At 56.5% G+C, this 22,949-nt stretch carries 22 protein-coding genes; 14 read left to right on the top strand and 8 right to left on the bottom strand.

Features of this window, described 5'->3' with window-relative positions:
• Positions 1 to 91: 91 nt before the first annotated feature.
• Positions 92 to 2,524 (bottom strand): bifunctional aspartate kinase/homoserine dehydrogenase II, encoded by a 2,433-nt coding sequence (locus ACOTYB_RS15860; protein WP_003862044.1) that lies wholly within the window; start codon positions 2,522 to 2,524, stop codon positions 92 to 94.
• Between the two features lie 2 nt (positions 2,525 to 2,526).
• Complete coding sequence (gene metB / locus ACOTYB_RS15855) at positions 2,527 to 3,687, bottom strand: cystathionine gamma-synthase (protein ID WP_017383102.1); 1,161 nt, start codon at positions 3,685 to 3,687, stop codon at positions 2,527 to 2,529.
• Positions 3,688 to 3,962: 275 nt separating this feature from the next.
• Here metB and metJ point away from each other — a divergent pair, with 275 nt between their 5' ends.
• Positions 3,963 to 4,280, top strand: a complete 318-nt coding sequence (metJ, locus tag ACOTYB_RS15850; RefSeq protein ID WP_003862042.1) for a met regulon transcriptional regulator MetJ — start codon at positions 3,963 to 3,965, stop codon at positions 4,278 to 4,280.
• Positions 4,281 to 4,322: 42 nt separating this feature from the next.
• Here metJ and ACOTYB_RS15845 read toward each other — a convergent pair whose 3' ends face one another.
• Together ACOTYB_RS15845 and rpmE are read right to left on the bottom strand one after the other, a co-directional pair.
• Positions 4,323 to 5,003, bottom strand: coding sequence for an oligogalacturonate-specific porin KdgM family protein (locus ACOTYB_RS15845; RefSeq protein WP_032608106.1), 681 nt, complete (start codon positions 5,001 to 5,003; stop codon positions 4,323 to 4,325).
• 320 nt (positions 5,004 to 5,323) lie between these two features.
• Positions 5,324 to 5,536 (bottom strand): 50S ribosomal protein L31, encoded by a 213-nt coding sequence (rpmE, locus tag ACOTYB_RS15840; RefSeq protein ID WP_003862040.1) that lies wholly within the window; start codon positions 5,534 to 5,536, stop codon positions 5,324 to 5,326.
• 200 nt (positions 5,537 to 5,736) lie between these two features.
• On the opposite strand from rpmE, the gene priA reads away from it, so the two are divergent.
• The 7 genes from priA (at position 5,737) to rraA (ending at position 13,671) form a co-directional block, all read left to right on the top strand.
• Positions 5,737 to 7,932 carry a primosomal protein N' gene (gene priA / locus ACOTYB_RS15835; RefSeq protein ID WP_220153440.1) on the top strand — a complete coding sequence of 732 codons (2,196 nt, stop codon included), beginning with the start codon at positions 5,737 to 5,739 and terminating at the stop codon, positions 7,930 to 7,932.
• Between the two features lie 119 nt (positions 7,933 to 8,051).
• On the top strand, positions 8,052 to 9,077 hold the full coding sequence (cytR, locus tag ACOTYB_RS15830) for a DNA-binding transcriptional regulator CytR (protein WP_003862038.1): 1,026 nt from the start codon (positions 8,052 to 8,054) through the stop codon (positions 9,075 to 9,077).
• A gap of 92 nt (positions 9,078 to 9,169) precedes the next feature.
• On the top strand, positions 9,170 to 10,138 hold the full coding sequence (ftsN, locus tag ACOTYB_RS15825; protein WP_003862037.1) for a cell division protein FtsN: 969 nt from the start codon (positions 9,170 to 9,172) through the stop codon (positions 10,136 to 10,138).
• Positions 10,139 to 10,232: 94 nt separating this feature from the next.
• Entirely contained in the window at positions 10,233 to 10,763 is a 531-nt protein-coding gene (gene hslV, locus ACOTYB_RS15820; RefSeq protein WP_003862036.1) for an ATP-dependent protease subunit HslV, read from the top strand.
• Positions 10,764 to 10,772: 9 nt separating this feature from the next.
• On the top strand, positions 10,773 to 12,104 hold the full coding sequence (gene hslU / locus ACOTYB_RS15815; RefSeq protein ID WP_409248956.1) for an HslU--HslV peptidase ATPase subunit: 1,332 nt from the start codon (positions 10,773 to 10,775) through the stop codon (positions 12,102 to 12,104).
• A gap of 68 nt (positions 12,105 to 12,172) precedes the next feature.
• The gene (menA, locus tag ACOTYB_RS15810) at positions 12,173 to 13,093 is read left to right on the top strand and encodes a 1,4-dihydroxy-2-naphthoate polyprenyltransferase (RefSeq protein ID WP_022652060.1); all 921 of its coding nucleotides are present in this window, start codon (positions 12,173 to 12,175) and stop codon (positions 13,091 to 13,093) included.
• 92 nt (positions 13,094 to 13,185) lie between these two features.
• On the top strand, positions 13,186 to 13,671 hold the full coding sequence (gene rraA / locus ACOTYB_RS15805) for a ribonuclease E activity regulator RraA (RefSeq protein WP_003862032.1): 486 nt from the start codon (positions 13,186 to 13,188) through the stop codon (positions 13,669 to 13,671).
• 80 nt (positions 13,672 to 13,751) lie between these two features.
• On the opposite strand, the gene zapB is transcribed toward rraA, so the two are convergent.
• Positions 13,752 to 13,991 (bottom strand): septal ring assembly protein ZapB, encoded by a 240-nt coding sequence (zapB, locus tag ACOTYB_RS15800; protein WP_003862031.1) that lies wholly within the window; start codon positions 13,989 to 13,991, stop codon positions 13,752 to 13,754.
• Positions 13,992 to 14,390: 399 nt separating this feature from the next.
• Here zapB and ACOTYB_RS15795 point away from each other — a divergent pair, with 399 nt between their 5' ends.
• From ACOTYB_RS15795 to fpr, 4 genes are all read left to right on the top strand, one after another.
• Positions 14,391 to 15,236 (top strand): MIP/aquaporin family protein, encoded by an 846-nt coding sequence (locus ACOTYB_RS15795; protein ID WP_003862030.1) that lies wholly within the window; start codon positions 14,391 to 14,393, stop codon positions 15,234 to 15,236.
• A gap of 21 nt (positions 15,237 to 15,257) precedes the next feature.
• Positions 15,258 to 16,766 (top strand): glycerol kinase GlpK, encoded by a 1,509-nt coding sequence (glpK, locus tag ACOTYB_RS15790; RefSeq protein ID WP_003862028.1) that lies wholly within the window; start codon positions 15,258 to 15,260, stop codon positions 16,764 to 16,766.
• A 123-nt stretch (positions 16,767 to 16,889) separates the two neighbouring features.
• Positions 16,890 to 17,900, top strand: coding sequence for a class II fructose-bisphosphatase (glpX, locus tag ACOTYB_RS15785; RefSeq protein ID WP_023315041.1), 1,011 nt, complete (start codon positions 16,890 to 16,892; stop codon positions 17,898 to 17,900).
• 96 nt (positions 17,901 to 17,996) lie between these two features.
• Complete coding sequence (fpr, locus tag ACOTYB_RS15780) at positions 17,997 to 18,743, top strand: ferredoxin--NADP(+) reductase (RefSeq protein WP_003862024.1); 747 nt, start codon at positions 17,997 to 17,999, stop codon at positions 18,741 to 18,743.
• Here fpr and ACOTYB_RS15775 read toward each other — a convergent pair whose 3' ends face one another.
• The gene (locus ACOTYB_RS15775) at positions 18,744 to 19,163 is read right to left on the bottom strand and encodes a DUF805 domain-containing protein (protein ID WP_003862022.1); all 420 of its coding nucleotides are present in this window, start codon (positions 19,161 to 19,163) and stop codon (positions 18,744 to 18,746) included.
• A 112-nt stretch (positions 19,164 to 19,275) separates the two neighbouring features.
• Here ACOTYB_RS15775 and ACOTYB_RS15770 point away from each other — a divergent pair, with 112 nt between their 5' ends.
• A complete protein-coding gene (locus tag ACOTYB_RS15770; protein ID WP_409248955.1) occupies positions 19,276 to 19,872 on the top strand; it encodes a DUF1454 family protein in 597 nt (198 codons plus the stop codon).
• A 111-nt stretch (positions 19,873 to 19,983) separates the two neighbouring features.
• Positions 19,984 to 20,751: a triose-phosphate isomerase gene (gene tpiA, locus ACOTYB_RS15765; RefSeq protein WP_003862019.1), complete on the top strand. Its 768-nt coding sequence runs from the start codon at positions 19,984 to 19,986 to the stop codon at positions 20,749 to 20,751.
• Positions 20,752 to 20,798: 47 nt separating this feature from the next.
• Here tpiA and ACOTYB_RS15760 read toward each other — a convergent pair whose 3' ends face one another.
• Entirely contained in the window at positions 20,799 to 22,103 is a 1,305-nt protein-coding gene (locus ACOTYB_RS15760; protein WP_048209936.1) for an SLC13 family permease, read from the bottom strand.
• Positions 22,104 to 22,176: 73 nt separating this feature from the next.
• On the bottom strand, positions 22,177 to 22,920 hold the full coding sequence (locus ACOTYB_RS15755) for a CDP-diacylglycerol diphosphatase (protein ID WP_003862014.1): 744 nt from the start codon (positions 22,918 to 22,920) through the stop codon (positions 22,177 to 22,179).
• Positions 22,921 to 22,949 lie beyond the last annotated feature (29 nt).

Below are 22,949 nucleotides of genomic sequence, written 5' to 3'. Positions count from 1 at the left end.
AAGCTGGGAAAAGAGTACAGTAATATGGTCATGGTGGCATGACCATATTACTGGGGATCCCTCAGCCCACAGGGAGAGGGAAATGCAGACGTTACAGCAGCTTAGCCAGACGATTAATGTCGGACTGAATGGCTCCGGCGGTGACATCGCGCCCCGCGCCCGGGCCACGGATCACCAGCGGGTTATCGCGGTACCAGCGGCTTTCGATGGCGAAGACGTTGTCGCATGGCAGGAGCGCCGCCAGCGGATGTTCAGGACGCACCGCCTCCACGCCCACGCGCGCTTTACCGTTCGCCTCGAAGCGCGCCACGTAACGCAGCACCAGCCCCATCTCGTTAGCCGCTTCCAGACGTTGCACCATCTGCTCGTTCAGCTCGTCGCCGTTCTCGAAGAAGTGATCGACGGACCCTTCCTCGCAGCCCGCAGGCACCAGCGACTCAACGCGTACCTGACCCGGCTCAATGTCGTAGCCGGCTTCACGCGCCAGGATCACCAGCTTGCGCATCACGTCTTTACCGGCAAGGTCAACGCGCGGATCCGGCTCGGTTAAACCCTGCTGCCACGCCTGATCCACCAGGTCGGTGAACGGCACGGTGCCGTCAAATTGCAGGAACAGCCAGGAGAGCGTGCCGGAGAAGATCCCGCTCAGCGCCAGAATGCTGTCGCCGCTTTCAATCAGATCGCGCACGGTATGGTTAACCGGCAGACCTGCGCCAACGGTGGCGTTATACAGCCAGTGACGACCCGTTTTTTCGAACGCGTCGTGGATCTGGCGATATTTATCAGTGCTGCTCGCGCCCGCCAGCTTGTTGGCGCTGATGACGTGGAACCCGTGGCTGGCGAAATCCAGATACTGATCGGCCAGCTGCTCGCTGGCGGTCACATCCAGCACTACCAGATCGTCATACGGGTGCGCACGCATCCACAGGAACAGCGACTCTTCATCTTGCTCGACGGCTTCATCATTAAAGAAGGCCAGCGCGCGGCTGGCATCCAGCCCTTCGTAGTTCAGCAGGCTGCGGCGGCTGTCCACCACGCCTGCGAGAATGAATTCGAACCCGGTACGCGCCGAGAGCGTGACCTGTTCGCGGGCGAACAGCTCCAGCCAGCGGGAACCGATGTTGCCTTTACCAAACAGCACCAGGCCGATGCGTTTTTCCGCACGGAACAGGGAGGTATGCAGGCCCTGAATCAGGCTTTCGGTTGGCCCTTTACGCAGAACGGCAACCAGGCTGATGCCCTCTTCTGATTGCCAGGTGAACTCCACCGGCTGGCCTTTCAGCTGCTGCCAGAAGCGGTGGCAGTGCAGCGGGTTACGGGTGACGCCCGCGCCTACCATCGCCACCAGCGCCAGCCCCTGACGCAGGCGAAGCTCGCCCGGCAGGCCCGCTTCATCCAGAATTTTCAGGGCGCTGTCCACCACTTCAGCGGTATAGCAGAACTGCAACAGCTGACGATCGTTATGTACGCCAACGGCCAGCGGACGCACCTGGGCACGTTTCAGGATGGTGTCGATATCTTTGTGCGCCAGTTTGAAATCCTGGCCCGCAGGCACCTGGAACTCAATCAGGCAGATGTCATCGTGGCTGGTGACAATGCGCGCGCCCGTACCGGATGCCAGCACGCGCTCGATGCGGGTGGAACCCTGATCCGGCGTGTAGCTACAGCGTAGTTGCAGGTCGATGTCGCTGCCGGAAACCGGCTGTAGCGTGCGCGCGTGCAGCACCGGGGCCGCCAGACGCGCCAGCTCGCTCGCTTCGTCGAGACGCAGCAGCGGCAGCAGGCAGGCATCTTTCACTTTGCGCGGGTCCGCGCTGTACACACCGGCCACGTCGCTCCAGATGGTGACGCGGGACACGCCCGCCAGGGCACCAATCTGTGTTGCCGAGTAGTCAGAGCCGTTACGGCCCAGCAGAACGGTTTCGCCGGCATTGCTGCGGCTGATAAAGCCGGTGACGACAATACGTTTACCGGGATGTTGCACCAGCAGCTGTTGCAGCAGTGGGTAGGACAACCCTTCGTCCACCTGCGGCTGCGCGGCACGTTCGGCACGCAGGAAATCACGCGCGTCGAGCCAGGCGGCTTCCACACCCAGGTGTTGCAGCACGGCGGCCATCAGGCGCGCAGACCACACTTCACCGTGGCCAACCACTTCGGCATACACCGCATCGGTAATGCCGCTGTCCAGCAGAGCGGCCAGACGCTCAAGGTCGTGCGTAAAAGCGCTAATCAGCCCGTCCGCCACGTCCGCAGGCAGCAAACCGGCAATCAGTTCGCTCTGGTAACGACGTAAGGACTGTTGCACCTGATGCGCAGAGAGGCGATCGGTCTGGCTCAGTTTCAGCCAGCTAATCAACTGGTTGGTGGTGCTGCCTGCCGCAGAGACAACCATCATGTCCCCCGGCTGTGAATACTCGGTCATGATCCCTGCGACACGCAGGTAACATTTCACATCAGCAAGACTACTACCACCAAACTTGTGCAGCTGACGACCCTTCGCCCCTGCCTGCGCTATCACACTCATGATTACCCCTTGGCTGCGACCCGGAAGCCATTTTCCAGATCGGCAATTAAATCTTCAGAATCTTCAATACCGGTCGAGATACGCAGCAGCGTCTCGGAAATCCCGGCGGCGGCACGTGCTTCGGGTGCCATACCTGCGTGCGTCATAGTTGCGGCGTGGGAGATCAAGCTTTCTACTCCCCCTAAGGATTCCGCCAGCGTAAACAATGACAACCCGCTCAGGAAGCGACGCAGCGTTTGCTCGTCACCGTCCAGTTCAAAACTTAACATCGCGCCAAATCCTTTCTGTTGGCGCGCGGCAATCTCGTGCCCCTGGTTTTCCGGCAGCGACGGGTGATAAAGCTTTTTCACCAGCGGCTGGGTTTTCAGGAAATCCACGATCGCCTGGGCATTACGCTGCGCCACGTCCATACGCGGTGATAGCGTGCGAATACCGCGCAGCAGCAAATAGCTGTCGAACGCGCCCGCGGTGACGCCAATGTTATTGGCCCACCATGCCAGTTCGGTGACAACGTCGGGATCTTTGGCAATCACCACGCCCGCCACCACGTCAGAATGGCCGTTCAGATATTTCGTGCATGAATGCAACACCAGATCGGCACCCAGTGCCAGTGGGTTCTGAAGGGCCGGACTGAGGAACGTATTATCCACTACACTTATCGCTCCCGCATCCCTTGCGAGCTGACAAATTTTCGCAATATCGACTACGCGCAACAATGGATTGCTTGGACTTTCCACCAGAACCAGCTTCGGCTGCTCGGCAAGCGCCTGTTTCAGCGCCTGTTCGTCGTTTTGATCGACAAACAGCACACGGTAGCAGCCACGTTTCGCCAGGCTATCAAACAGACGATAGCTGCCGCCGTAACAGTCGTGTGGTGCCACCAGCAGATCGCCAGGTTTCAGGAACACTGTGGTTACCAGGTGAATGGCAGACATGCCGGTATTGGTTAATACCGCCCCTGCGCCGCCTTCCAGTTCCGCCAGCGCGCGCTGGGTGACGTCGCGCGTAGGATTGCCGCGACGCGAGTAGTCATGCGCGCGAGGTTCATTAAATCCGGTGAAATTATAGGTACTGGAGAGATGAATTGGCGGGACAACGCAGCCGTACTGCTCGTCATCATTCAATCCGCTACGCACTGCGATGGTGGCCTGTTTACGCGTCATGGTGAGGCTTCCTGGCGAATGAGGTGAAAAGTCAGGCACCAGAGTAAACATTGAAAGTATGGACGTCAATACATCTGGACATCTAAACTTCTTTGCGTATAGATTGAGCAATGCGCAAATAGCCGTTAAAATTATATGCTTTAGGACACGCTACAGCGGCAATATCCGTGCCTCGGTATCGTCTCTACGGTAAACTACGCAAGATTACGGTTCAAAACTGATGGTTACGGGTTTTGCACCTTTAGATTAATGACTGAGAGGATTAAAGGTATCTCATGGCTGAATGGAGCGGCGAATATATCAGCCCATACGCTGAGCACGGTAAGAAGAGTGAGCAAGTCAAGAAAATCACGGTGTCCATTCCTCTGAAGGTGTTGAAGATCCTCACCGATGAACGTACGCGTCGTCAGGTGAACAACCTGCGTCACGCCACCAACAGCGAACTGCTGTGCGAAGCGTTCCTGCATGCGTTTACCGGCCAACCGTTGCCGAACGATGACGATCTGCGTAAAGAACGCAGTGACGAAATCCCGGAAGAGGCGAAGGTGATCATGCGTGAACTGGGTATCGACCCGGAGACCTGGGAATACTAACAGCGATGCGGTCCCGCTGAGGGTGCTCAGCGGGATGGTTTCTCAGAAGTTGTAACCTAAGCCGACACGCAGACGCGTTTGTCGGTCGTCAGTGGTAGCAGTGTTATAGCCGGAAGAGACATTACCCACCTCCACGAATGGCACCCACGAATCGATGTTATACGCCACGCGGAAGTTATATTCGTAATCCTCTTTTTTGTTGTTATACAGATCTTCGTTGTCGGCGAATTTATAAATTCCGTTCAGCTCAAACATCCAGTTATCAATATTATATCCCAGCCACATTTCCGGGCGATATACCAGTCTGTCATCTTTACCGTCTGCATTACGGCGGGTATATTCGGTACGATAACGGAACGCCGTCCACCAGCTGTCATTAATATTATACTGTACGCGTAAATAGGGTTTATAAATAGCCATGTCGTCACCCATTTCAACCGCGACACCCGGCTGCCAGATAAATCCCTGCCAGGTAAACTGGTAGCTGGCAGTATATTCGTTGCTGTTACTCTCCATATTATTGAGCGCATCATTAGATTGCTTTTCGTCTGAGCGTGAGACGGCCTCTACGGCCACACCAAAGCCCGTCCCGAAACGGTGTGACATGTACACACGGTCATAGTTACGTCCATCGTCGTAATACTCGTGTCGGTAATCAACATATCCCGCCTGCGCCGCGCACGATAGTAATGGAAGCACGAATAAAAGTTGCTTCAGTTTCATCCTTTTCCCTCAAAGTAAATACACCCTGAAAGCCATCGCTGTTGAAATGGCAAATAAGAATTTATGTCGAGCGCAGTGTAATTTTACACCCAGAGGGAAACCTTTTATTTATTGCCATATCCGGCAATAAAATGGCAAACAGGCCAAGAATACAGAGATAAAGCTCACTATCCGTATAAATAGGAATATATTAAGACACGGTGATTATTTTTCGGAAAAATTAAAATATATATTTGAAGAGGAAATATAAATACAGAATTAATTCAGGAGAGATATTACAGGCACAAAAAAACCGCCCGGAGGCGGTTTCTTCTGGATGCTTATTTAGCGCCCGGGATGCTGAAACGCTTGTTGAAGCGGTCAACACGGCCACCGGTTGCAACATCACGCTGCTTACCAGTGTAGAACGGGTGGCATTTGCCGCACACGTCCAGGTTCAGATCGTGACCCACGGTAGAGCGGATCTGGATAGAGTTACCGCAAGAGCAGTTTGCAGTAATCATTTCGTATTTCGGGTGAATATCTTTTTTCATGGGAGAACCTCAGTTAAGGCCGCGTCGCTCTTCCAGCCCTAACGCCAGACACCACGCGATGTTGAATGTAAGTTCTTTGGCGTAAAATACACCAAAGGCGGCGAATCATACAGAATTTGACCAACGTATGCAAACTGATCCGCACGCCGCTTTCACTAATGTGTATACTAACGCGCCACTTTTCAAGTCAGGAAGATTCGATGCCCGTCGCTCACGTTGCCCTGCCCGTTCCGCTTCCCCGCACCTTTGACTACCTGCTGCCCGACAGCATGAGCGCCAAAGCGGGCTGTCGCGTGACCGTGCCGTTTGGCAAACAGCAGCGCGTGGGGATCGTGGTGTCCGTCAGCGACAAAAGCGAATTGCCGCTTAACGAGCTGAAATCGGTTGTTGAGGTGCTGGACAGCGAGCCGGTTTACTCCACCAGCACCTGGCGACTGCTGCTGTGGGCGGCAGATTATTATCATCATCCGATTGGCGACGTCCTGTTCCATGCCCTGCCCATTATGCTGCGCCAGGGTAAGAGCGCCAGCCACGCGCCAATGTGGTACTGGTTTGCCACCGAGCAGGGCCAGGCGGTGGACATTAACAGCCTGAAGCGCTCGCAAAAACAGCAGCAGGCGTTGGCCGCGCTGCGCCAGGGAAAAATCTGGCGCCATCAGGTCGACGAGCTTGAGGTAAGCGAAACCGCGTTGCAGGCATTAAGGAAGAAAGGGCTGAGCGAGCTGGCCAGTGAAGCACCTGCCCTTCACGACTGGCGCGACGGCTTTTCCGTCTCGGGCGATCGTCTGCGTCTGAATACCGAGCAGGCCACCGCCGTAGGCGCGATTCACAGCGCTGCCGATCGTTTTTCCGCCTGGCTGCTGGCGGGCGTCACCGGCTCCGGTAAAACCGAAGTGTATCTGAGCGTGCTGGAAAATGTGCTCGCACAGGGCAAACAGGCGCTGGTGATGGTGCCGGAAATCGGCCTGACGCCGCAAACCATCGCGCGTTTCCGTGAACGTTTTAATGCGCCCGTTGAGGTTCTGCACTCCGGCCTGAACGACAGCGAGCGCCTCAGCGCCTGGCTGAAAGCGAAAAACGGCGAAGCGGCGATTGTGATCGGCACCCGTTCATCGCTGTTTACGCCGTTTAAAAATCTCGGCGTTATCGTGATCGATGAAGAGCATGACAGCTCCTATAAACAGCAGGAAGGCTGGCGCTATCACGCCCGCGACTTAGCCGTATACCGCGCCCACAGCGAGCAAATCCCCATTATTCTCGGGTCTGCCACCCCCGCGCTTGAAACGCTGCACAACGTTCGCCAGCGTAAATACCACATGCTGCGCCTGACGCGCCGCGCGGGAAATGCCCGCCCGGCCATTCAGCATGTGCTGGATCTGAAAGGTCAGCAGGTGCAGGCCGGGTTAGCGCCTGCGCTGATTAGCCGCATGCGTCAGCATTTGCAGGCGGGCAACCAGGTGATCCTGTTCCTGAACCGCCGCGGCTTTGCGCCTGCGCTGCTGTGCCACGACTGCGGCTGGATCGCGGAGTGCCCGCGCTGCGATCACTACTACACCTTCCACCAGGCTCAGCGCCATTTGCGCTGCCACCACTGCAACAGCCAGCGTCCGGTCCCCCGTCAGTGCCCGTCCTGCGGCTCAACGCACATCGTGCCGGTCGGTCTGGGAACGGAACAGCTTGAACAGGCGCTCGCGCCCTTCTTCCCGGATGTGCCCATCTCCCGTATCGACAGGGATACCACCAGCCGTAAAGGGGCGCTGGAGCAGCAACTGGCGGAAGTACATCGTGGCGGCGCGCGTATCCTGATTGGTACTCAGATGCTGGCGAAAGGGCACCACTTCCCGGACGTGACGCTGGTCGCCCTGCTGGACGTCGACGGCGCGCTGTTCTCCGCGGATTTTCGCTCCGCCGAGCGTTTCGCCCAGCTTTATACCCAGGTTGCCGGTCGCGCTGGTCGAGCGGGTAAGCAGGGCGAGGTGGTGCTGCAAACGCACCACCCTGAACATCCGCTGCTGCAAACCCTGCTGCACAAAGGCTATGACGCCTTCGCGGACCAGGCGCTGGCCGAACGTCAGACGATGCAGCTTCCCCCGTGGACCAGCCACGTTATCATCCGTGCGGAAGACCATAATAACCAGCAGGCGCCGCTGTTCCTGCAACAGCTGAGAAACCTCCTGCAAGCCAGCCCGCTGGTGGATAATCAGCTGTGGATTTTAGGCCCGGTACCCGCGCTCGCCCCGAAACGCGGCGGCCGTTTCCGCTGGCAACTCTTACTTCAGCACCCCTCGCGTATCCGTTTACAGCAGATCGTCAGCGGCACGCTGGCGCTGATCAATGCCCTGCCGGAAGCGCGAAAAGTGAAGTGGGTTCTGGACGTCGATCCGATTGAAGGCTGAAGACGGATCGAAAAATTTAATGCGCCTCACACTTTTTATGAAAATTCTGTAACCGATTCCATTAACTATCTGTAAAAATGGTGCTGTCCGCAGTTCGGTGTTCAGGCGAGGAGAAGACGTTGAAGTCCAGGAAAGAGGTTGCCTCGGCGACCATGAAAGACGTTGCCGAGAAAGCACAAGTCTCAACAGCAACCGTGTCCCGCGCATTGATGAACCCTGACAAAGTCTCCCAGGCGACCCGAAACCGGGTTGAAAAGGCGGCGCTTGAGGTCGGTTATTTTCCGCAAGCCATGGGGCGTAACGTAAAACGCAACGAATCCCGCACCATCCTGGTGATCGTGCCGGACATCTGCGATCCCTTCTTCAGCGAAATCATCCGCGGCATTGAAGTCACGGCCGCCGCCCAGGGCTATCTGGTGCTGATTGGCGATTGTGCCCACCAGAACCAGCAGGAAAAAACGTTCATCGACCTGATCATCACCAAGCAGATTGATGGCATGCTGCTGCTTGGCTCACGCCTGCCGTTTGATGCCAGCATTGAAGAACAGCGCAATTTACCGCCGATGGTCATGGCGAACGAATTCGCGCCGGAGCTGGAGCTGCCAACCGTTCATATCGATAACCTCACCGCCGCGTTCAACGCCGTGAACTATCTTCAGGAACTGGGGCATAAGCGCATCGGTTGTATCGCCGGACCAGAAGAGATGCCGCTGTGTCATTACCGCTTGCAGGGCTACGTTCAGGCGCTGCGCCGTACCGGGGCTATCGTCGATCCGCACTACATTGCGCGCGGTGATTTCACCTTTGAAGCGGGCGGGCAGGCGCTGGAAAAATTGCTGGCCTTGCCAGAACCGCCTACCGCGGTCTTCTGCCACAGCGACGTGATGGCGCTAGGGGCGTTATCCTACGCCAAACGTCACGGCCTGCGTGTGCCGCAGGACCTGTCGATAATCGGTTTTGATAATATTTCGCTTTCGGAGTTTTGCGATCCGCCGCTTTCGACCGTTGCACAGCCGCGGTATGACATTGGCCGGGAAGCGATGCTGCTTTTGCTGGATCAGCTGCACGGTCAAACAGTTAGCAGTGGGTCACGGCTACTGGATTGTGAGCTAATTGTGCGCGGCTCTACCCAGGCATTAACTTAAAGTAAATACCTTTCGACACCCTTATCTGGTCAAAGCCCCGTCGCTTAAGTAACATGGCGGGCTGACGAACGAATAAATACAGCGAAACGATAGTGGCACAACGAGATTATGTACGTCGCGGCCAGCCGGCACCTTCGCGACGCAAAAAGAGTAGTTCAAAAAGCAAGCAACGTAGCCTGTCTGCTGTCTCCCCAGCCATGGTCGCCATTGCTGCGGCCGTGCTGGTGGCCTTTATTGGCGGCCTCTACTTCATTACGCATCATAAAAAAGAAGAGTCTGAAGCCCTTCAGGGTAACAAGGTCGTCGGCAACGGCCTTCCTCCTAAGCCTGAAGAGCGCTGGCGCTACATTAAAGAGCTGGAAAGCCGCCAGCCTGGCGTACGTGCGCCTACCGAGCCTTCTGCCGGGGGTGAAGTGAAGAATGCCGATCAGCTGACGGACGAACAGCGTCAATTGCTCGCTCAGATGCAGGCGGACATGCGCCAGCAGCCTACGCAGTTGAACGAAGTGCCGTGGAACGAACAAACCCCGGCGCAGCGTCAGCAAACATTGCAGCGCCAGCGTCAGGCTCAGCAGCAAACGCAACAGCAGCAGTGGACGCAGACGCAGCCGGTACAGCAGCCGCGTTCACAACCGCAGCAGCAGACGCGTACCGTACAAACTCAGCCTGTCCAGCAGCAACCGAAGGCGCAGCCGCAGAAGCAAACGGCACAGCCGTATCAGGATCTGTTGCAGACGCCTGCGCATACCACTGCGCAACAGCCAAAAACGCAGCAGGCTGCGCCGGTCACCAAAGAGACCGAGGTGCCGAAGCAGACGGCTGAGAAAAAAGATGAACGCCGCTGGATGGTTCAGTGCGGTTCGTTTAAAGGCGCCGAACAGGCAGAAACGGTGCGTGCTCAGCTGGCATTTGAAGGATTTGACTCACGCATTACCACCAATAACGGCTGGAATCGCGTAGTGATTGGACCGGTCAAAGGCAAAGAAAATGCCGATGGCACCATTTCCCGTTTGAAAGTGGCTGGCCACACAAACTGCATTCGACTCGCCTCCGGGGGTTGAAACCCCCAAAATCCCCCCCATCTATCATTTAATTCAGCCCTGAGCACAGGCTCAGGGCTTCTGTTTCCCGAATCTGTAACCAGGGGGTCTGCTCGTGACAACAATAGTAAGTGTACGCCGTAACGGCCAGGTGGTAATTGCCGGTGATGGCCAGGCCACGCTGGGTAATACCGTCATGAAAGGCAACGTGAAGAAAGTACGTCGTCTTTATAACGACAAAGTGATCGCCGGTTTCGCAGGCGGCACGGCTGATGCCTTCACGCTGTTTGAACTGTTTGAACGCAAACTGGAAATGCATCAGGGTCATCTGGTGAAAGCCGCCGTTGAGCTGGCAAAAGACTGGCGTACCGACCGCATGCTACGCAAGCTCGAAGCGCTGCTGGCCGTGGCTGACGAAAACGCCTCGCTGATCATCACCGGTAACGGCGACGTAGTTCAGCCTGAAAACGACCTGATTGCCATCGGCTCTGGCGGCCCGTACGCCCAGGCCGCAGCCCGTGCGCTGTTGGAAAATACCGACATGAACGCGCGCGATATCGCGGTGAAAGCGTTGGATATTGCAGGTGATATCTGCATCTATACCAACCACAATCACACCATCGAAGAATTACCGTCTAAAGCGTAAGGATCGCCCATGTCTGAAATGACCCCACGCGAAATTGTCAGCGAACTGAACAAACACATTATCGGCCAGGACAATGCCAAGCGCTCCGTGGCTATCGCACTGCGTAACCGCTGGCGTCGCATGCAGCTCGACGAAGAGCTTCGCCACGAAGTGACGCCAAAAAATATTCTGATGATCGGCCCGACCGGTGTGGGTAAAACCGAAATCGCCCGTCGTCTGGCCAAACTGGCTAACGCGCCGTTCATCAAAGTTGAAGCCACTAAGTTCACCGAAGTGGGCTATGTGGGTAAAGAAGTGGACTCCATCATCCGCGATCTGACCGATTCGGCGATTAAGATGGTGCGCGTCCAGGCGATTGAGAAAAACAGCTATCGCGCCGAAGAGATGGCCGAAGAGCGTATTCTCGACGTGCTGATCCCACCGGCAAAAAACAACTGGGGACAGGCTGAACAGCAGTCTGAACCTTCTGCTGCGCGTCAGGCATTCCGCAAAAAACTGCGCGAAGGCGAGCTGGACGATAAAGAGATTGAGATCGATCTCGCTGCCGCGCCAATGGGCGTGGAAATTATGGCGCCTCCGGGCATGGAAGAGATGACCAGCCAGTTGCAGTCCATGTTCCAGAACCTGGGCGGGCAAAAGCAGAAAGCGCGTAAGCTGAAAATCAAAGACGCGATGAAGCTGCTGATTGAAGAAGAAGCCGCGAAGCTGGTTAACCCGGAGGAGCTGAAACAGGACGCTATCGACGCGGTTGAGCAGCACGGTATCGTGTTTATCGACGAAATCGACAAAATCTGTAAGCGCGGCAACGCGTCCGGCCCGGATGTCTCCCGCGAAGGCGTTCAGCGCGACCTGCTGCCGCTGGTGGAAGGGTGCACCGTCTCCACCAAGCACGGCATGGTTAAAACTGACCACATTCTGTTTATCGCCTCCGGTGCGTTCCAGATTGCCAGCCCGTCTGACCTGATCCCGGAACTCCAGGGTCGTCTGCCAATCCGCGTTGAGTTGCAGGCGCTGACCACCGAAGATTTCGAACGTATCCTGACTGAGCCAAACGCTTCTGTGACCGTACAGTACAAAGCGCTGATGGCGACCGAAGGCGTGAACATTGAATTTACCGATGACGGTATCAAGCGCATCGCCCAGGCCGCGTGGCAGGTCAACGAAACCACCGAGAACATCGGTGCGCGTCGTCTGCACACCGTGCTGGAACGCCTGATGGAAGACATCTCTTATGATGCGAGCGACCTTAACGGTCAAAGCATTACCATTGACGCAGACTATGTGGGCAAACACCTGGATGCGTTAGTGGCAGATGAAGATCTGAGCCGTTTTATTCTATAATCGCGTTCAATGCATTTTCATCACTGTTGATGGGGGCTATGGCCCCCATTTTTATTGGCTAAATAACTATGACTGATATCAGCCGTACACAGGCGTGGCTCGAAAGTCTGCGCCCTAAAACGCTTCCTCTGGCTTTTGCCGCCATTATTGTCGGTACCACGCTTGCCTGGTGGCAGGGTCATTTCGATCCGCTGGTAGCAGGCCTGGCGCTTGTCACCGCCGGGCTGCTGCAAATCCTCTCTAATCTCGCAAATGATTACGGCGATGCGGTAAAGGGCAGCGACAAGCCTGACCGTATCGGGCCGCTGCGCGGGATGCAAAAAGGGGTGATTACCCAGGCACAGATGAAACGGGCGCTGATTATCACCGTGGTATTGATTTGCCTGTCCGGGCTGGCGCTGGTGACGGTCGCGTCGAAAACCACCAGTGATTTCATTGGCTTCCTGGTGCTGGGCTTGCTTGCCATTATTGCAGCCATTACCTATACCGTCGGGACGCGTCCTTACGGGTATATTGGCCTGGGCGACATCTCCGTGCTGGTGTTCTTCGGCTGGCTGAGCGTGATGGGAAGCTGGTACTTGCAGGCGCATACGGTGATACCTGCCCTGTTCCTGCCGGCGACCGCCTGCGGTCTGCTGGCGACGGCGGTGCTGAATATCAATAACCTGCGCGACATCGACAGCGACCGCGAGAACGGTAAAAACACGCTGGCCGTGCGTCTGGGTCCGGTGAATGCACGCCGCTATCACGCCTTCCTGCTCATCGGCGCGCTGGTCTGCCTGGCACTGTTCAATCTGATCTCTCTGCACAGCCTGTGGGGCTGGCTGTTTGTGCTCGCCGCACCGCTGCTGATTAAGCAGGCCCGCTATGTCATGCGTGAACGCAGCCCGGCCGCCATGCCACCGATGCTGGAACGTACGGTAAAAGGCGCGTTACTGACTAACCTGCTGTTCGTCATCGGGATTGTCTTAAGCCAGACGCTGAGTTAGCTGACAAATATCAATTAACAATTGATGATTTTGCCAACAACGCATTTCGCACGATATACTGAACACATTCGCAGCAACAGAGCGTTAAACCTATGAAATACGATACCTCCGAGCTTTGTGACATCTACCAGGAAGATGTCAACGTCGTTGAACCCCTGTTCTCCAACTTTGGTGGACGGTCGTCGTTTGGCGGACAAATCATCACGGTGAAATGTTTCGAGGACAACGGGTTGCTGTACGATTTGCTCGAAGAGAACGGTCGTGGCCGCGTTCTGCTGGTGGATGGTGGCGGTTCAGTGCGCCGTGCACTGATCGATGCGGACCTCGCCCGCCTTGCGGTGCAAAACGAGTGGGAAGGGATTGTGGTCTACGGCTCCGTGCGCCAGGTGGACGATCTGGAAGATCTGGATATCGGTATTCAGGCCATTGCCGCCATTCCGGTTGGCGCAGCGGGTGAAGGCATCGGCGAAAGCGACGTGCGCGTTAACTTCGGCGGCGTGACCTTCTTCTCGGGTGACCACCTTTATGCTGACAATACCGGCATTATCCTTTCTGAGGATGCGCTGGATATTGAGTAGTTAATCGGTAAGCGAGATGCATAAAAAAGCCGGGTGGCGGCTACGCCTTACCCGGCCTGTTCAATTCATTCCCAAGGAAATCAGACTTCTTCCATACGTCCCAGCAGCGCCTGCAAGCGTTCCTGCCAGCCGTTCTGCTGTTCGCGCAGCTGGTTGTTTTCGCGCTCCAGTTCTTCGCGGCTGTGCTGAGCATTCTGAACTTCCTGAGACAGGGAGTTGTTCTTCTCTTTCAGCTCTTCAATTTCCATTTGCAGCAGCGTGATGGTGTCAATCGCCTGCTGTACTTTCGATTCCAGTTTCTCAAACACTTCTAAAGACATGATCCTACCTCTCCTGAATTGCAAGGCGACGCTTTAACGTAAACGCGCACAACATATGTTCCGATTGTATGGAGCGCCGTCGCCCCTGTCCAGCGGCATGCCACGCAGATCGCGGTTTGCAACACTTTTCGGCCTCGTCCTGGTGCGTTCGCCGCATATACCCCTAAGTTGTTAACCCATAAGTTAAAGAAATGATTCAACCCACAATCATTACCTGATGCAAAAACGCGCCTTATGGCGCGAAAACGCTCATTTTATTGACACAGACCACACATTTCGATTTCGATATTTCTCGTTTGTGCTCGTTAACGATAAATTAACACTATGTCTACAGGGCATCGTGACTGTCACGGGCGGTCACGCAAACAATAAACATTACTCTTTTGCAGGATTCCGATTATGAGTCAGACATCAACCTTAAAAGGCCAGTGCATTGCCGAGTTCCTGGGTACCGGGTTGTTGATATTCTTCGGAGTAGGCTGTGTCGCTGCACTGAAAGTGGCGGGTGCCAGTTTTGGTCAGTGGGAAATCAGTATTATCTGGGGTCTGGGCGTGGCGATGGCCATCTACCTGACCGCAGGGGTTTCCGGCGCACATCTTAACCCGGCGGTGACCATCGCGTTGTGGCTATTCGCGTGCTTTGACGGACGCAAAGTTGTTCCTTTCATCATTTCGCAATTTGCCGGCGCCTTTTGCGCAGCGGCGTTAGTTTACGGGCTTTATTACAATCTTTTCATCGACTTCGAACAGACGCATCATATGGTGCGTGGCAGTGTCGAAAGTCTGGATCTGGCAGGCATTTTCTCAACGTATCCGAATCCGCATATCAATTTTGTGCAGGCGTTCGCAGTTGAAATGGTGATTACCGCTATTCTGATGGGCGTCATTATGGCGCTGGGCGACGACGGAAACGGCATTCCGCGCGGCCCGCTGGCACCACTTCTGATTGGCCTTCTGATTGCGGTGATTGGCGCATCCATGGGTCCGCTGACCGGTTTTGCGATGAATCCGGCGCGTGACCTGGGTCCAAAAACCTTCGCCTTCTTTGCGGGATGGGGCGATGTCGCCTTCACGGGCGGCAAAGACATTCCTTACTTCCTGGTTCCGCTGTTCGGGCCAATTGTAGGGGCGGCACTGGGCGCATTCGGCTATCGCAAATTAATTGGTCGCCACTTACCGTGCGACACCTGTGTGGAAGAGGAAAAAGAGACAACTTCCACCACACAACAAAAAGCTTCGCTGTAATCTGACTACGGGACACATACCATGACCGAAAAAAAATATATCGTTGCGCTCGACCAGGGCACTACCAGCTCCCGCGCTGTCGTAATGGATCATGACGCGAACATTGTCAGCGTGTCTCAACGCGAATTTGAGCAAATTTATCCGCGTCCAGGCTGGGTTGAACACGACCCGATGGAGATCTGGGCATCACAAAGCTCCACGCTGGTGGAAGTGCTGGCGAAAGCCGACATCAGTTCTGACCAGATTGCCGCTATCGGTATCACCAACCAGCGTGAAACGACTGTGGTCTGGGAGCGCGAAACCGGTAAGCCCATCTACAACGCCATCGTCTGGCAGTGCCGCCGTACGTCAGAGATCTGCGAACAGCTGAAGCGCGATGGGATGGAAGAGTACGTGCGCAGCGCCACCGGCCTGGTGGTTGACCCCTATTTCTCCGGCACCAAAGTGAAGTGGATCCTCGACCACGTGGAAGGTTCACGCGAGCGCGCACGTCGTGGCGAGCTGCTCTTCGGTACCGTCGATACCTGGCTTATCTGGAAGATGACTCAGGGACGCGTTCACGTCACCGACTACACCAACGCCTCGCGCACCATGCTGTTCAACATCAACACTCTGGAGTGGGATGACAAGATGCTGGACGCGCTGGACATTCCGCGAGCGATGCTGCCAGACGTGCGTAAATCTTCAGAAGTGTACGGCCAGACCAACATTGGCGGTAAAGGCGGCACGCGTATTCCTATCGCCGGTATCGCCGGTGACCAGCAGGCAGCCCTGTTCGGCCAGCTGTGCGTAAAAGAAGGGATGGCGAAGAACACCTACGGCACCGGCTGCTTTATGTTGATGAACACGGGCGAGAAAGCGGTGAAATCAGAAAACGGTCTGCTGACCACCATCGCCTGCGGCCCGCGCGGCGAAGTGAACTATGCCCTGGAAGGCGCGGTATTCATGGCGGGTGCCTCCATTCAGTGGCTGCGCGACGAGATGAAGCTGATTAGCGACGCGTTTGACTCCGAATACTTCGCGACCAAAGTGAAAGACACCAACGGCGTGTACGTGGTGCCAGCGTTCACCGGTCTGGGCGCACCGTACTGGGATCCGTACGCCCGCGGCGCGATTTTCGGCCTGACGCGCGGCGTGAACTCAAACCACATCATTCGCGCGACGCTGGAATCCATCGCCTACCAGACGCGCGACGTGCTGGAAGCGATGCAGGCTGACTCCGGCATTCGTCTGCACGCCCTGCGCGTGGACGGCGGTGCGGTAGCCAACAACTTCCTGATGCAGTTCCAGTCCGACATTCTGGGCACCCGCGTTGAACGTCCTGAGGTGCGAGAAGTGACGGCGCTGGGCGCGGCGTATCTGGCAGGTCTGGCGGTTGGCTTCTGGCAAAACCTCGACGAGCTTCAGGAAAAAGCGGTTATCGAACGCGAATTCCGTCCTGGCATCGAAACCACCGAGCGCAACTACCGCTACAGCGGCTGGAAGAAAGCGGTGAAACGTGCCCTGGCGTGGGAAGAGCACGACGAGTAAGCCTATATTCCCTCTCCCCTGGGGAGAGGGTTAGGGTGAGGGGCTCCAACCGCACCGGTCCCCTCGACCCTCCCCACTCTGTGATAAACTTCGTGCAATTCCTTTTGATTGTACGAGTACCTCATGAAACGTGAACTTGCTATCGAGTTTTCCCGCGTCACCGAAGCTGCCGCCCTCGCAGGCTACAAGTGGCTGGGCCGTGGCGACAAAAATACCGCAGACGGCGCAGCCGTCCACGCCATGCGCATTGTGCTTAATCAGGTTAACATCGACGGCACTATCGTCATCGGTGAAGGCGAGATCGACGAAGCGCCGATGCTCTACATCGGTGAAAAGGTCGGGACCGGCAAAGGCGATGCGGTGGATATCGCGGTCGACCCGATCGAAGGCACGCGCATGACGGCGATGGGCCAGGCCAACGCGCTGGCGGTACTGGCGGTGGGCGATAAGGGCTGCTTCCTCAACGCGCCCGATATGTACATGGAAAAGCTGATCGTCGGTCCTGGCGCTAAAGGCGCTATCGACCTTAGTCTGCCGCTGGACGCCAACCTGCGCAATATCGCTGCGGCGCTGGGTAAAGCGCTCAGCGAACTCACCGTGACCATTCTGGCGAAACCGCGCCACGACGCCACCATCGCGTACCTGCAAACGCTTGGCGTGCGCGTATTTGCTATTCCGGATGGCGACGTTGCCGCCTCTATTCTGACCTGCATGCCTGACAGCGAAGTCGACGTGCTTTACGGCATCGGCGGCGCGCCGGAGGGTGTGGTCTCTGCGGCAGTGATCCGCGCGCTGGACGGCGATATGCAGGCGCGTCTGCTGCCACGCCATGAGGTCAAAGGCGACAGCGACGAGAACCTTCGCATTGGTGCAGACGAACTGGCGCGCTGCGCGGCGATGGGCATCGAGGCCAATAAAGTGCTCGCGCTAAACGAGATGGCCCGCAGCGATAACGTGGTCTTCTCCGCAACCGGCATCACCAAAGGCGATCTGCTGGACGGCATCACCCGCAAGGGCAACATGGCCACCACTGAAACCCTGCTGATCCGCGGTAAATCCCGCACTATTCGCCGCATTAAGTCCATTCATTATCTCGATCGTAAAGATCCGGACGTACAGACGCACATTCTGTAAAACCGTTTGATCGATAGAGCTTTCCGGCCCGAATGGGCTGGAAATGTTTCCCACAAGTACGGAAGATAGAAGAGAGAAACAGCACAGGAGAAGATCATGGCGGACTGGGTAACAGGTAAAGTCACAAAGGTACAGTTCTGGACCGATGCGCTATTTAGCCTCACGCTGCACGCTCCCGTTCATCCGTTTACTGCCGGGCAGTTTGCCAAACTCGGGCTGGATATCGACGGTGAACGCGTACAGCGCGCCTACTCTTACGTTAATGCGCCTGATAACCCGGACCTTGAGTTCTATCTGGTCACCGTCCCGGACGGTAAGCTCAGCCCGCGCCTCGCCGCGCTGAAGCCAGGCGATGAAGTGCAGATTGTCTCCGACGCGGCGGGGTTCTTCGTGCTGGATGAAATCCCCGACTGTGACACGCTCTGGATGCTGGCGACCGGCACGGCCATCGGCCCGTATCTTTCCATTCTGCAATACGGCAAAGATCTGGAGCGCTTTAAAAATATCGTGCTGGTTCACGCCGCGCGCTACGCCGCAGACCTGAGCTATTTGCCGCAGATGCAGGCGCTGGAACAGCGATATGGCGGAAAGTTAAAAATTCAGACGGTGGTCAGCCGCGAAACCGCAGCTGGCTCGTTAACCGGTCGCGTTCCGGCGTTGATTGAAAGCGGCGCGCTGGAAGAGGCGGTGGGTTTACCGATGAATACCGAAACCAGCCATGTGATGCTGTGCGGTAACCCGCAGATGGTACGCGATACACAGCAGTTGCTGAAGGATACCCGGCAGATGACGAAGCACCTTCGCCGTCGGCCGGGCCACATGACCGCCGAACACTACTGGTGATCAGCGGTACTTCACCTCAAGGGTATCTTTTCCATATTTGTTCTCGCTCTGGGTGCCGATAAACGCGCCCAGTTCGACAACCATCATTACAAAGATAACCGTCGGCAGCAGTCTGCCCACCACCCATGGGAGGATTGAGGGCAGCAATGACCAGTTCCCCGCCACCAGCATCCACGCCAGAATAATCAGGAAAGCCCATGCGCCGGAGCGGCCACGATCGTGCAGACGTTTCACCACCACGGCGGCGGTTGGCCACAGTAAACAGACCAGCGCAAATGCCGCGGTTTGCGTGCTCAGCCATGCGTTGTAGGCAACAAAAAACAGAAGCAGCATGGCGACAACCCACGTTGCAATCCAGATCCAGAAGTCACGGCGCCCAATACGCCCTTTGAATGAAAACAGCCACTGCTGTATGGTCATGTAAGGTTCCTTATTATTGTTTAGCCCGCATTTTACCCTGGAGTTGTGACCTTTTGACAAGCCGACCAGATATCGTTTTAATCATGGGCAATGACGGCCAGGGGCAATGTTGATGAAAAGTTCGGCACACTCTCTTTATTTGTGTTTAGCGATGCTGAGCGCCAGTTTTTCCCTGTACGCCACGGAAACGGCTTCCCCGGTCACCGCCCCCTATCTTCTGGCGGGCGCTCCCTCTTTCGATCAATCTATCAGCCAGTTCCGCGAAGCCTTCAACAAAGAAAATCCCTCACTTCCGTTGGGAGAGTTCCGAGCGATTGACAGCGCCCGCGATACGCCGACCCTGACCCGCGCGGCCAGCAAAATTAACGAGAATCTGTATGCCTCTACCGCCCTTGAGCGCGGAACGTTAAAAATCAAAAGCATGCAGATCACCTGGCTGCCGATTCAGGGCCCAGAGCAGAAAGCGGCGAAAGCGAAAGCGCTGGAGTACATGAGCGCTATTCTGCGCGCCTTTACCCCCACCTTCACGAAAGCACAAAGCCAGCAAAAGCTGCAAAAACTTCTTACCGCGGGGAAAAACAAACACTATTACGCCGATACGGAAGGTGCCGTTCGCTATGTCGTCGCAGATAACGGCGAAAAGGGGCTGACCTTCGCGGTTGAACCGATTAAGCTGGCCCTATCAGACGCACTCGAGGGGGCGAATTAATGACAAAAAGCAAAGCCTTTCAAGGGAAAATCTCTATACTGATTCACAGACCATGCTGCCCTTAAGGGTGGCCATATTCCTTAATTCGCTTATTGAGCGTGGAGAATTGAAATGCGACATCCTTTAGTGATGGGTAACTGGAAACTGAACGGCAGCCGCCACATGGTAAACGAACTGGTTGCTAACCTGCGTAAAGAGCTGGCTGGCGTGACCGGCTGCGCGGTTGCTATCGCTCCGCCGGATATGTACCTGGATCTGGCTAAACGTGCCGCTGACGGCAGCCACATCATTCTGGGCGCGCAGAACGTTGACGTTAACCTGTCTGGCGCGTTTACCGGTGAAACCTCCGCTGAAATGCTGAAAGACATCGGCGCGAAATACATCATCATCGGCCACTCTGAGCGTCGCACCTACCACAAAGAATCTGACGAGTTCATCGCGAAGAAATTCGCTGTGCTGAAAGAGCAGGGTCTGATCCCGGTTCTGTGCATCGGTGAAACCGAAGCAGAAAACGAAGCGGGTAAAACCGAAGAAGTGTGCGCACGTCAGATCGACGCTGTGCTGAAAACCCAGGGCGCGGCAGCGTTCGAAGGCGCGGTTATCGCTTACGAGCCAGTCTGGGCGATCGGTACCGGCAAATCTGCAACTCCAGCGCAGGCACAGGCGGTGCACAAGTTCATTCGTGACCACATTGCGAAAGCAGACGCGAAAGTGGCTGAGCAGGTCATCATCCAGTACGGCGGTTCCGTTAACGCATCAAACGCAGCTGAGCTGTTCACCCAGCCAGACATCGATGGCGCGCTGGTTGGCGGCGCATCCCTGAAAGCAGACGCTTTCGCGGTGATCGTTAAAGCGGCAGAAGCGGCTAAGCAGGCGTAATTGCCTTTGTGGCGGGTGGCGCTTCGCTAACCCGCCCTACAAAACCACTACAAACGTCCTAATACGCTAAACCACAAATAATCCAGCGGCAGCAGCACCAGATACGTCGCAATCGCCAGCGCCAGGCAGAGCAGCATCCCCGCCTTCGCAGGCACTTTCCCTAAGCCCATCGCCACCACAATTGGCGACGCCTGATACGGCAGCAGCGGTGTGGAATACCCCAGCACCTGGATCATGATCACCGACAGCAGCGGGAAGCCGGTCGCGTCCGAGAAGCTCTGCGCCAGCGTGGTGTACAGCGCCGGAACGCCATTGGCGGTCATAATGAAGTTGAGCGCCGTGGTGATCCCCGTCAGCGCCAGGAAGCTGGTAAACGGACGGTCTGCATCCAGCGGCATGATATGGAGCAACCCTTCACCTACGGTCGAACCGATACCGGTCTGCGTTACCGTAATGGCCAGCCCGAGTATACCCGCGACGTAAATACAGGTACGCATATTCACCCCCGCCGAGAACTCCTCCCCGGTGATAAAACCTATACGCGGCAGCATAACGACGACCGAGGCCGCCAGCCCTGTCCACGCTGGGCCCACGCCGTGCCAGCTCTCCGTCACCCACATCGTCAACACCACCGCCAGCAGCCAGGCGAGCCGTTTTTCGTCACGCCCCATCGGTTCCGATGGCGCGAGATCCTTCGCCGGTTTCGGGTTGCCGGGGAACAGCCAGCAGATCAGGCCAATCAGAATCAGGCCTTTAAGAATACCCAGCACCGGGGTGTGCAGCAGCAGATACGGAACATAGTTCAGGTGGATACCGTATGAGCCTTCCGCCGCGCCGCTCATCACCAGGTTGGGCACGTTGGCGGGCAAAATAGTGGCCGAGAGCTGGAAGGTGCCAAACCCGACCGCCAGCGCCAGGCCAAACCAGGCCCGCGAGCCATCAGGAATGCCGGCCCGCTTCGCCATCGCGGCGACAATCGGCATCAGCAGCGCAATACGTCCCATGTTCGACGGCATCACGAATGCCAGGGCATAGCTCAGTAGCACAACGCTTGCCACCATCAGCACCCAGGAGTCGGTAAGCTTTGCCGACAGCGCCCGGGCGGCCCTGTCCGCCAGGCCGGTTTTCCGAATCGCCACACCCAGCACAAAGCCGCTGAACACCAGCCAGAAGGCAGACGAGGCGAAGCCGCCGAAGATTACTTCCGGCGGGGCGATTCTGGCGGCCATCGCCGCCGTGAAAAACAGCAGCGCGGTGATAAATTCGGGCAACAGCGACGTCGCCCACAGCACGATGGTGACGCCGACGATCAGCGAGGGAAGCAGCAGAGGATGCGTTAACCAGAGCGACATACCTGTCTCCTGTAGAATTTTTCAGCAAGTCTACGGCGACAGGCAGGGCGAGTAAACGCTATTTATGGTGGGGTCACTTCAGGATATCGCATTGATGATCCTGCAATTCCTCAGCCGACGCGCGGTTAAAGGTAAGCAAATTACGCTCTGTCGCCAGCAATACAAACGAGCCGTCTGACTGCTGCGCCATCGCCAGCGCGAAGCGTCCCATATGGTCGCGCGCTTCTGGCAGCTCTTCCGCCAGCATCATAAACGGGCTGCGCTGCACCAGTTCGTTCTCCGTCACCCGACGGGCAAGGTATTCATGCCCTTCCAGCCCGCCCGGAAGCGGTAACCACTGGGTGCTGATTTGCCCCTGCGACGCGTTCAGCTTCTCGCGCACGTCTGGGCGCAGACAGGAGATGTGGATATGAAAATGGTTTTGCGTGCGCCCGGTCGGGGAGTTGATGGTTAGCGAAACGGCGCTGTCAGGCACGTCGGCCCCTCGTTTCATGCTCATAAAATGACGAGACTGCCATGCCAGCCAGAAGAAATTCGGTGTCTGCGGCTCTGTCAGCAGCGGGCTTTCAGTGCCGTTGATACGGTACGTGGGCATCAGCAGGTATTGCAACGGTCCGTTGCGGTCTTTGAACACCACGTAGCCCGCATCTGGCTTCACCTGCGCGCACGGTGCCGGGTTACGGTTATGCAGCTGGTTGGGCACACACTGGTCGAGAACGATATGACGCAACGCATTCGGATTACCCGCTTTCATCCAGTACACGCCGCCTGCGGCAAGGGCGATAACGATCAGAATCAGTAAGATAATTTTTTTCACAACGCGTTCCCTGTTTTCAATAGAAGCAA

The sequence above is a fragment of the Enterobacter cloacae complex sp. IR5450 genome (assembly GCF_049238665.1).
Taxonomy (GTDB): Bacteria; Pseudomonadota; Gammaproteobacteria; order Enterobacterales; family Enterobacteriaceae; genus Enterobacter; species Enterobacter hormaechei_C.
The sequence above is the reverse complement of the archived record's forward strand: the minus strand, read 5'-3'. Positions and strand labels throughout refer to the sequence as shown.

Excerpts from the sequence above, each read along its gene's own strand:
- ACOTYB_RS15860 (WP_003862044.1), bottom strand. The coding sequence starts at position 2,524 with ATGAGTGTGATAGCGCAGGCAGGGGCGAAGGGTCGTCAGCTGCACAAG.
- metB (WP_017383102.1), bottom strand. The coding sequence starts at position 3,687 with ATGACGCGTAAACAGGCCACCATCGCAGTGCGTAGCGGATTGAATGAT.
- metJ (WP_003862042.1), top strand. The coding sequence starts at position 3,963 with ATGGCTGAATGGAGCGGCGAATATATCAGCCCATACGCTGAGCACGGT.
- ACOTYB_RS15845 (WP_032608106.1), bottom strand. The coding sequence starts at position 5,003 with ATGAAACTGAAGCAACTTTTATTCGTGCTTCCATTACTATCGTGCGCG.
- rpmE (WP_003862040.1), bottom strand. The coding sequence starts at position 5,536 with ATGAAAAAAGATATTCACCCGAAATACGAAATGATTACTGCAAACTGC.
- priA (WP_220153440.1), top strand. The coding sequence starts at position 5,737 with ATGCCCGTCGCTCACGTTGCCCTGCCCGTTCCGCTTCCCCGCACCTTT.
- hslU (WP_409248956.1), top strand. The coding sequence starts at position 10,773 with ATGTCTGAAATGACCCCACGCGAAATTGTCAGCGAACTGAACAAACAC.
- menA (WP_022652060.1), top strand. The coding sequence starts at position 12,173 with ATGACTGATATCAGCCGTACACAGGCGTGGCTCGAAAGTCTGCGCCCT.
- rraA (WP_003862032.1), top strand. The coding sequence starts at position 13,186 with ATGAAATACGATACCTCCGAGCTTTGTGACATCTACCAGGAAGATGTC.
- zapB (WP_003862031.1), bottom strand. The coding sequence starts at position 13,991 with ATGTCTTTAGAAGTGTTTGAGAAACTGGAATCGAAAGTACAGCAGGCG.
- ACOTYB_RS15795 (WP_003862030.1), top strand. The coding sequence starts at position 14,391 with ATGAGTCAGACATCAACCTTAAAAGGCCAGTGCATTGCCGAGTTCCTG.
- glpK (WP_003862028.1), top strand. The coding sequence starts at position 15,258 with ATGACCGAAAAAAAATATATCGTTGCGCTCGACCAGGGCACTACCAGC.
- glpX (WP_023315041.1), top strand. The coding sequence starts at position 16,890 with ATGAAACGTGAACTTGCTATCGAGTTTTCCCGCGTCACCGAAGCTGCC.
- fpr (WP_003862024.1), top strand. The coding sequence starts at position 17,997 with ATGGCGGACTGGGTAACAGGTAAAGTCACAAAGGTACAGTTCTGGACC.
- ACOTYB_RS15775 (WP_003862022.1), bottom strand. The coding sequence starts at position 19,163 with ATGACCATACAGCAGTGGCTGTTTTCATTCAAAGGGCGTATTGGGCGC.
- ACOTYB_RS15770 (WP_409248955.1), top strand. The coding sequence starts at position 19,276 with ATGAAAAGTTCGGCACACTCTCTTTATTTGTGTTTAGCGATGCTGAGC.
- tpiA (WP_003862019.1), top strand. The coding sequence starts at position 19,984 with ATGCGACATCCTTTAGTGATGGGTAACTGGAAACTGAACGGCAGCCGC.
- ACOTYB_RS15760 (WP_048209936.1), bottom strand. The coding sequence starts at position 22,103 with ATGTCGCTCTGGTTAACGCATCCTCTGCTGCTTCCCTCGCTGATCGTC.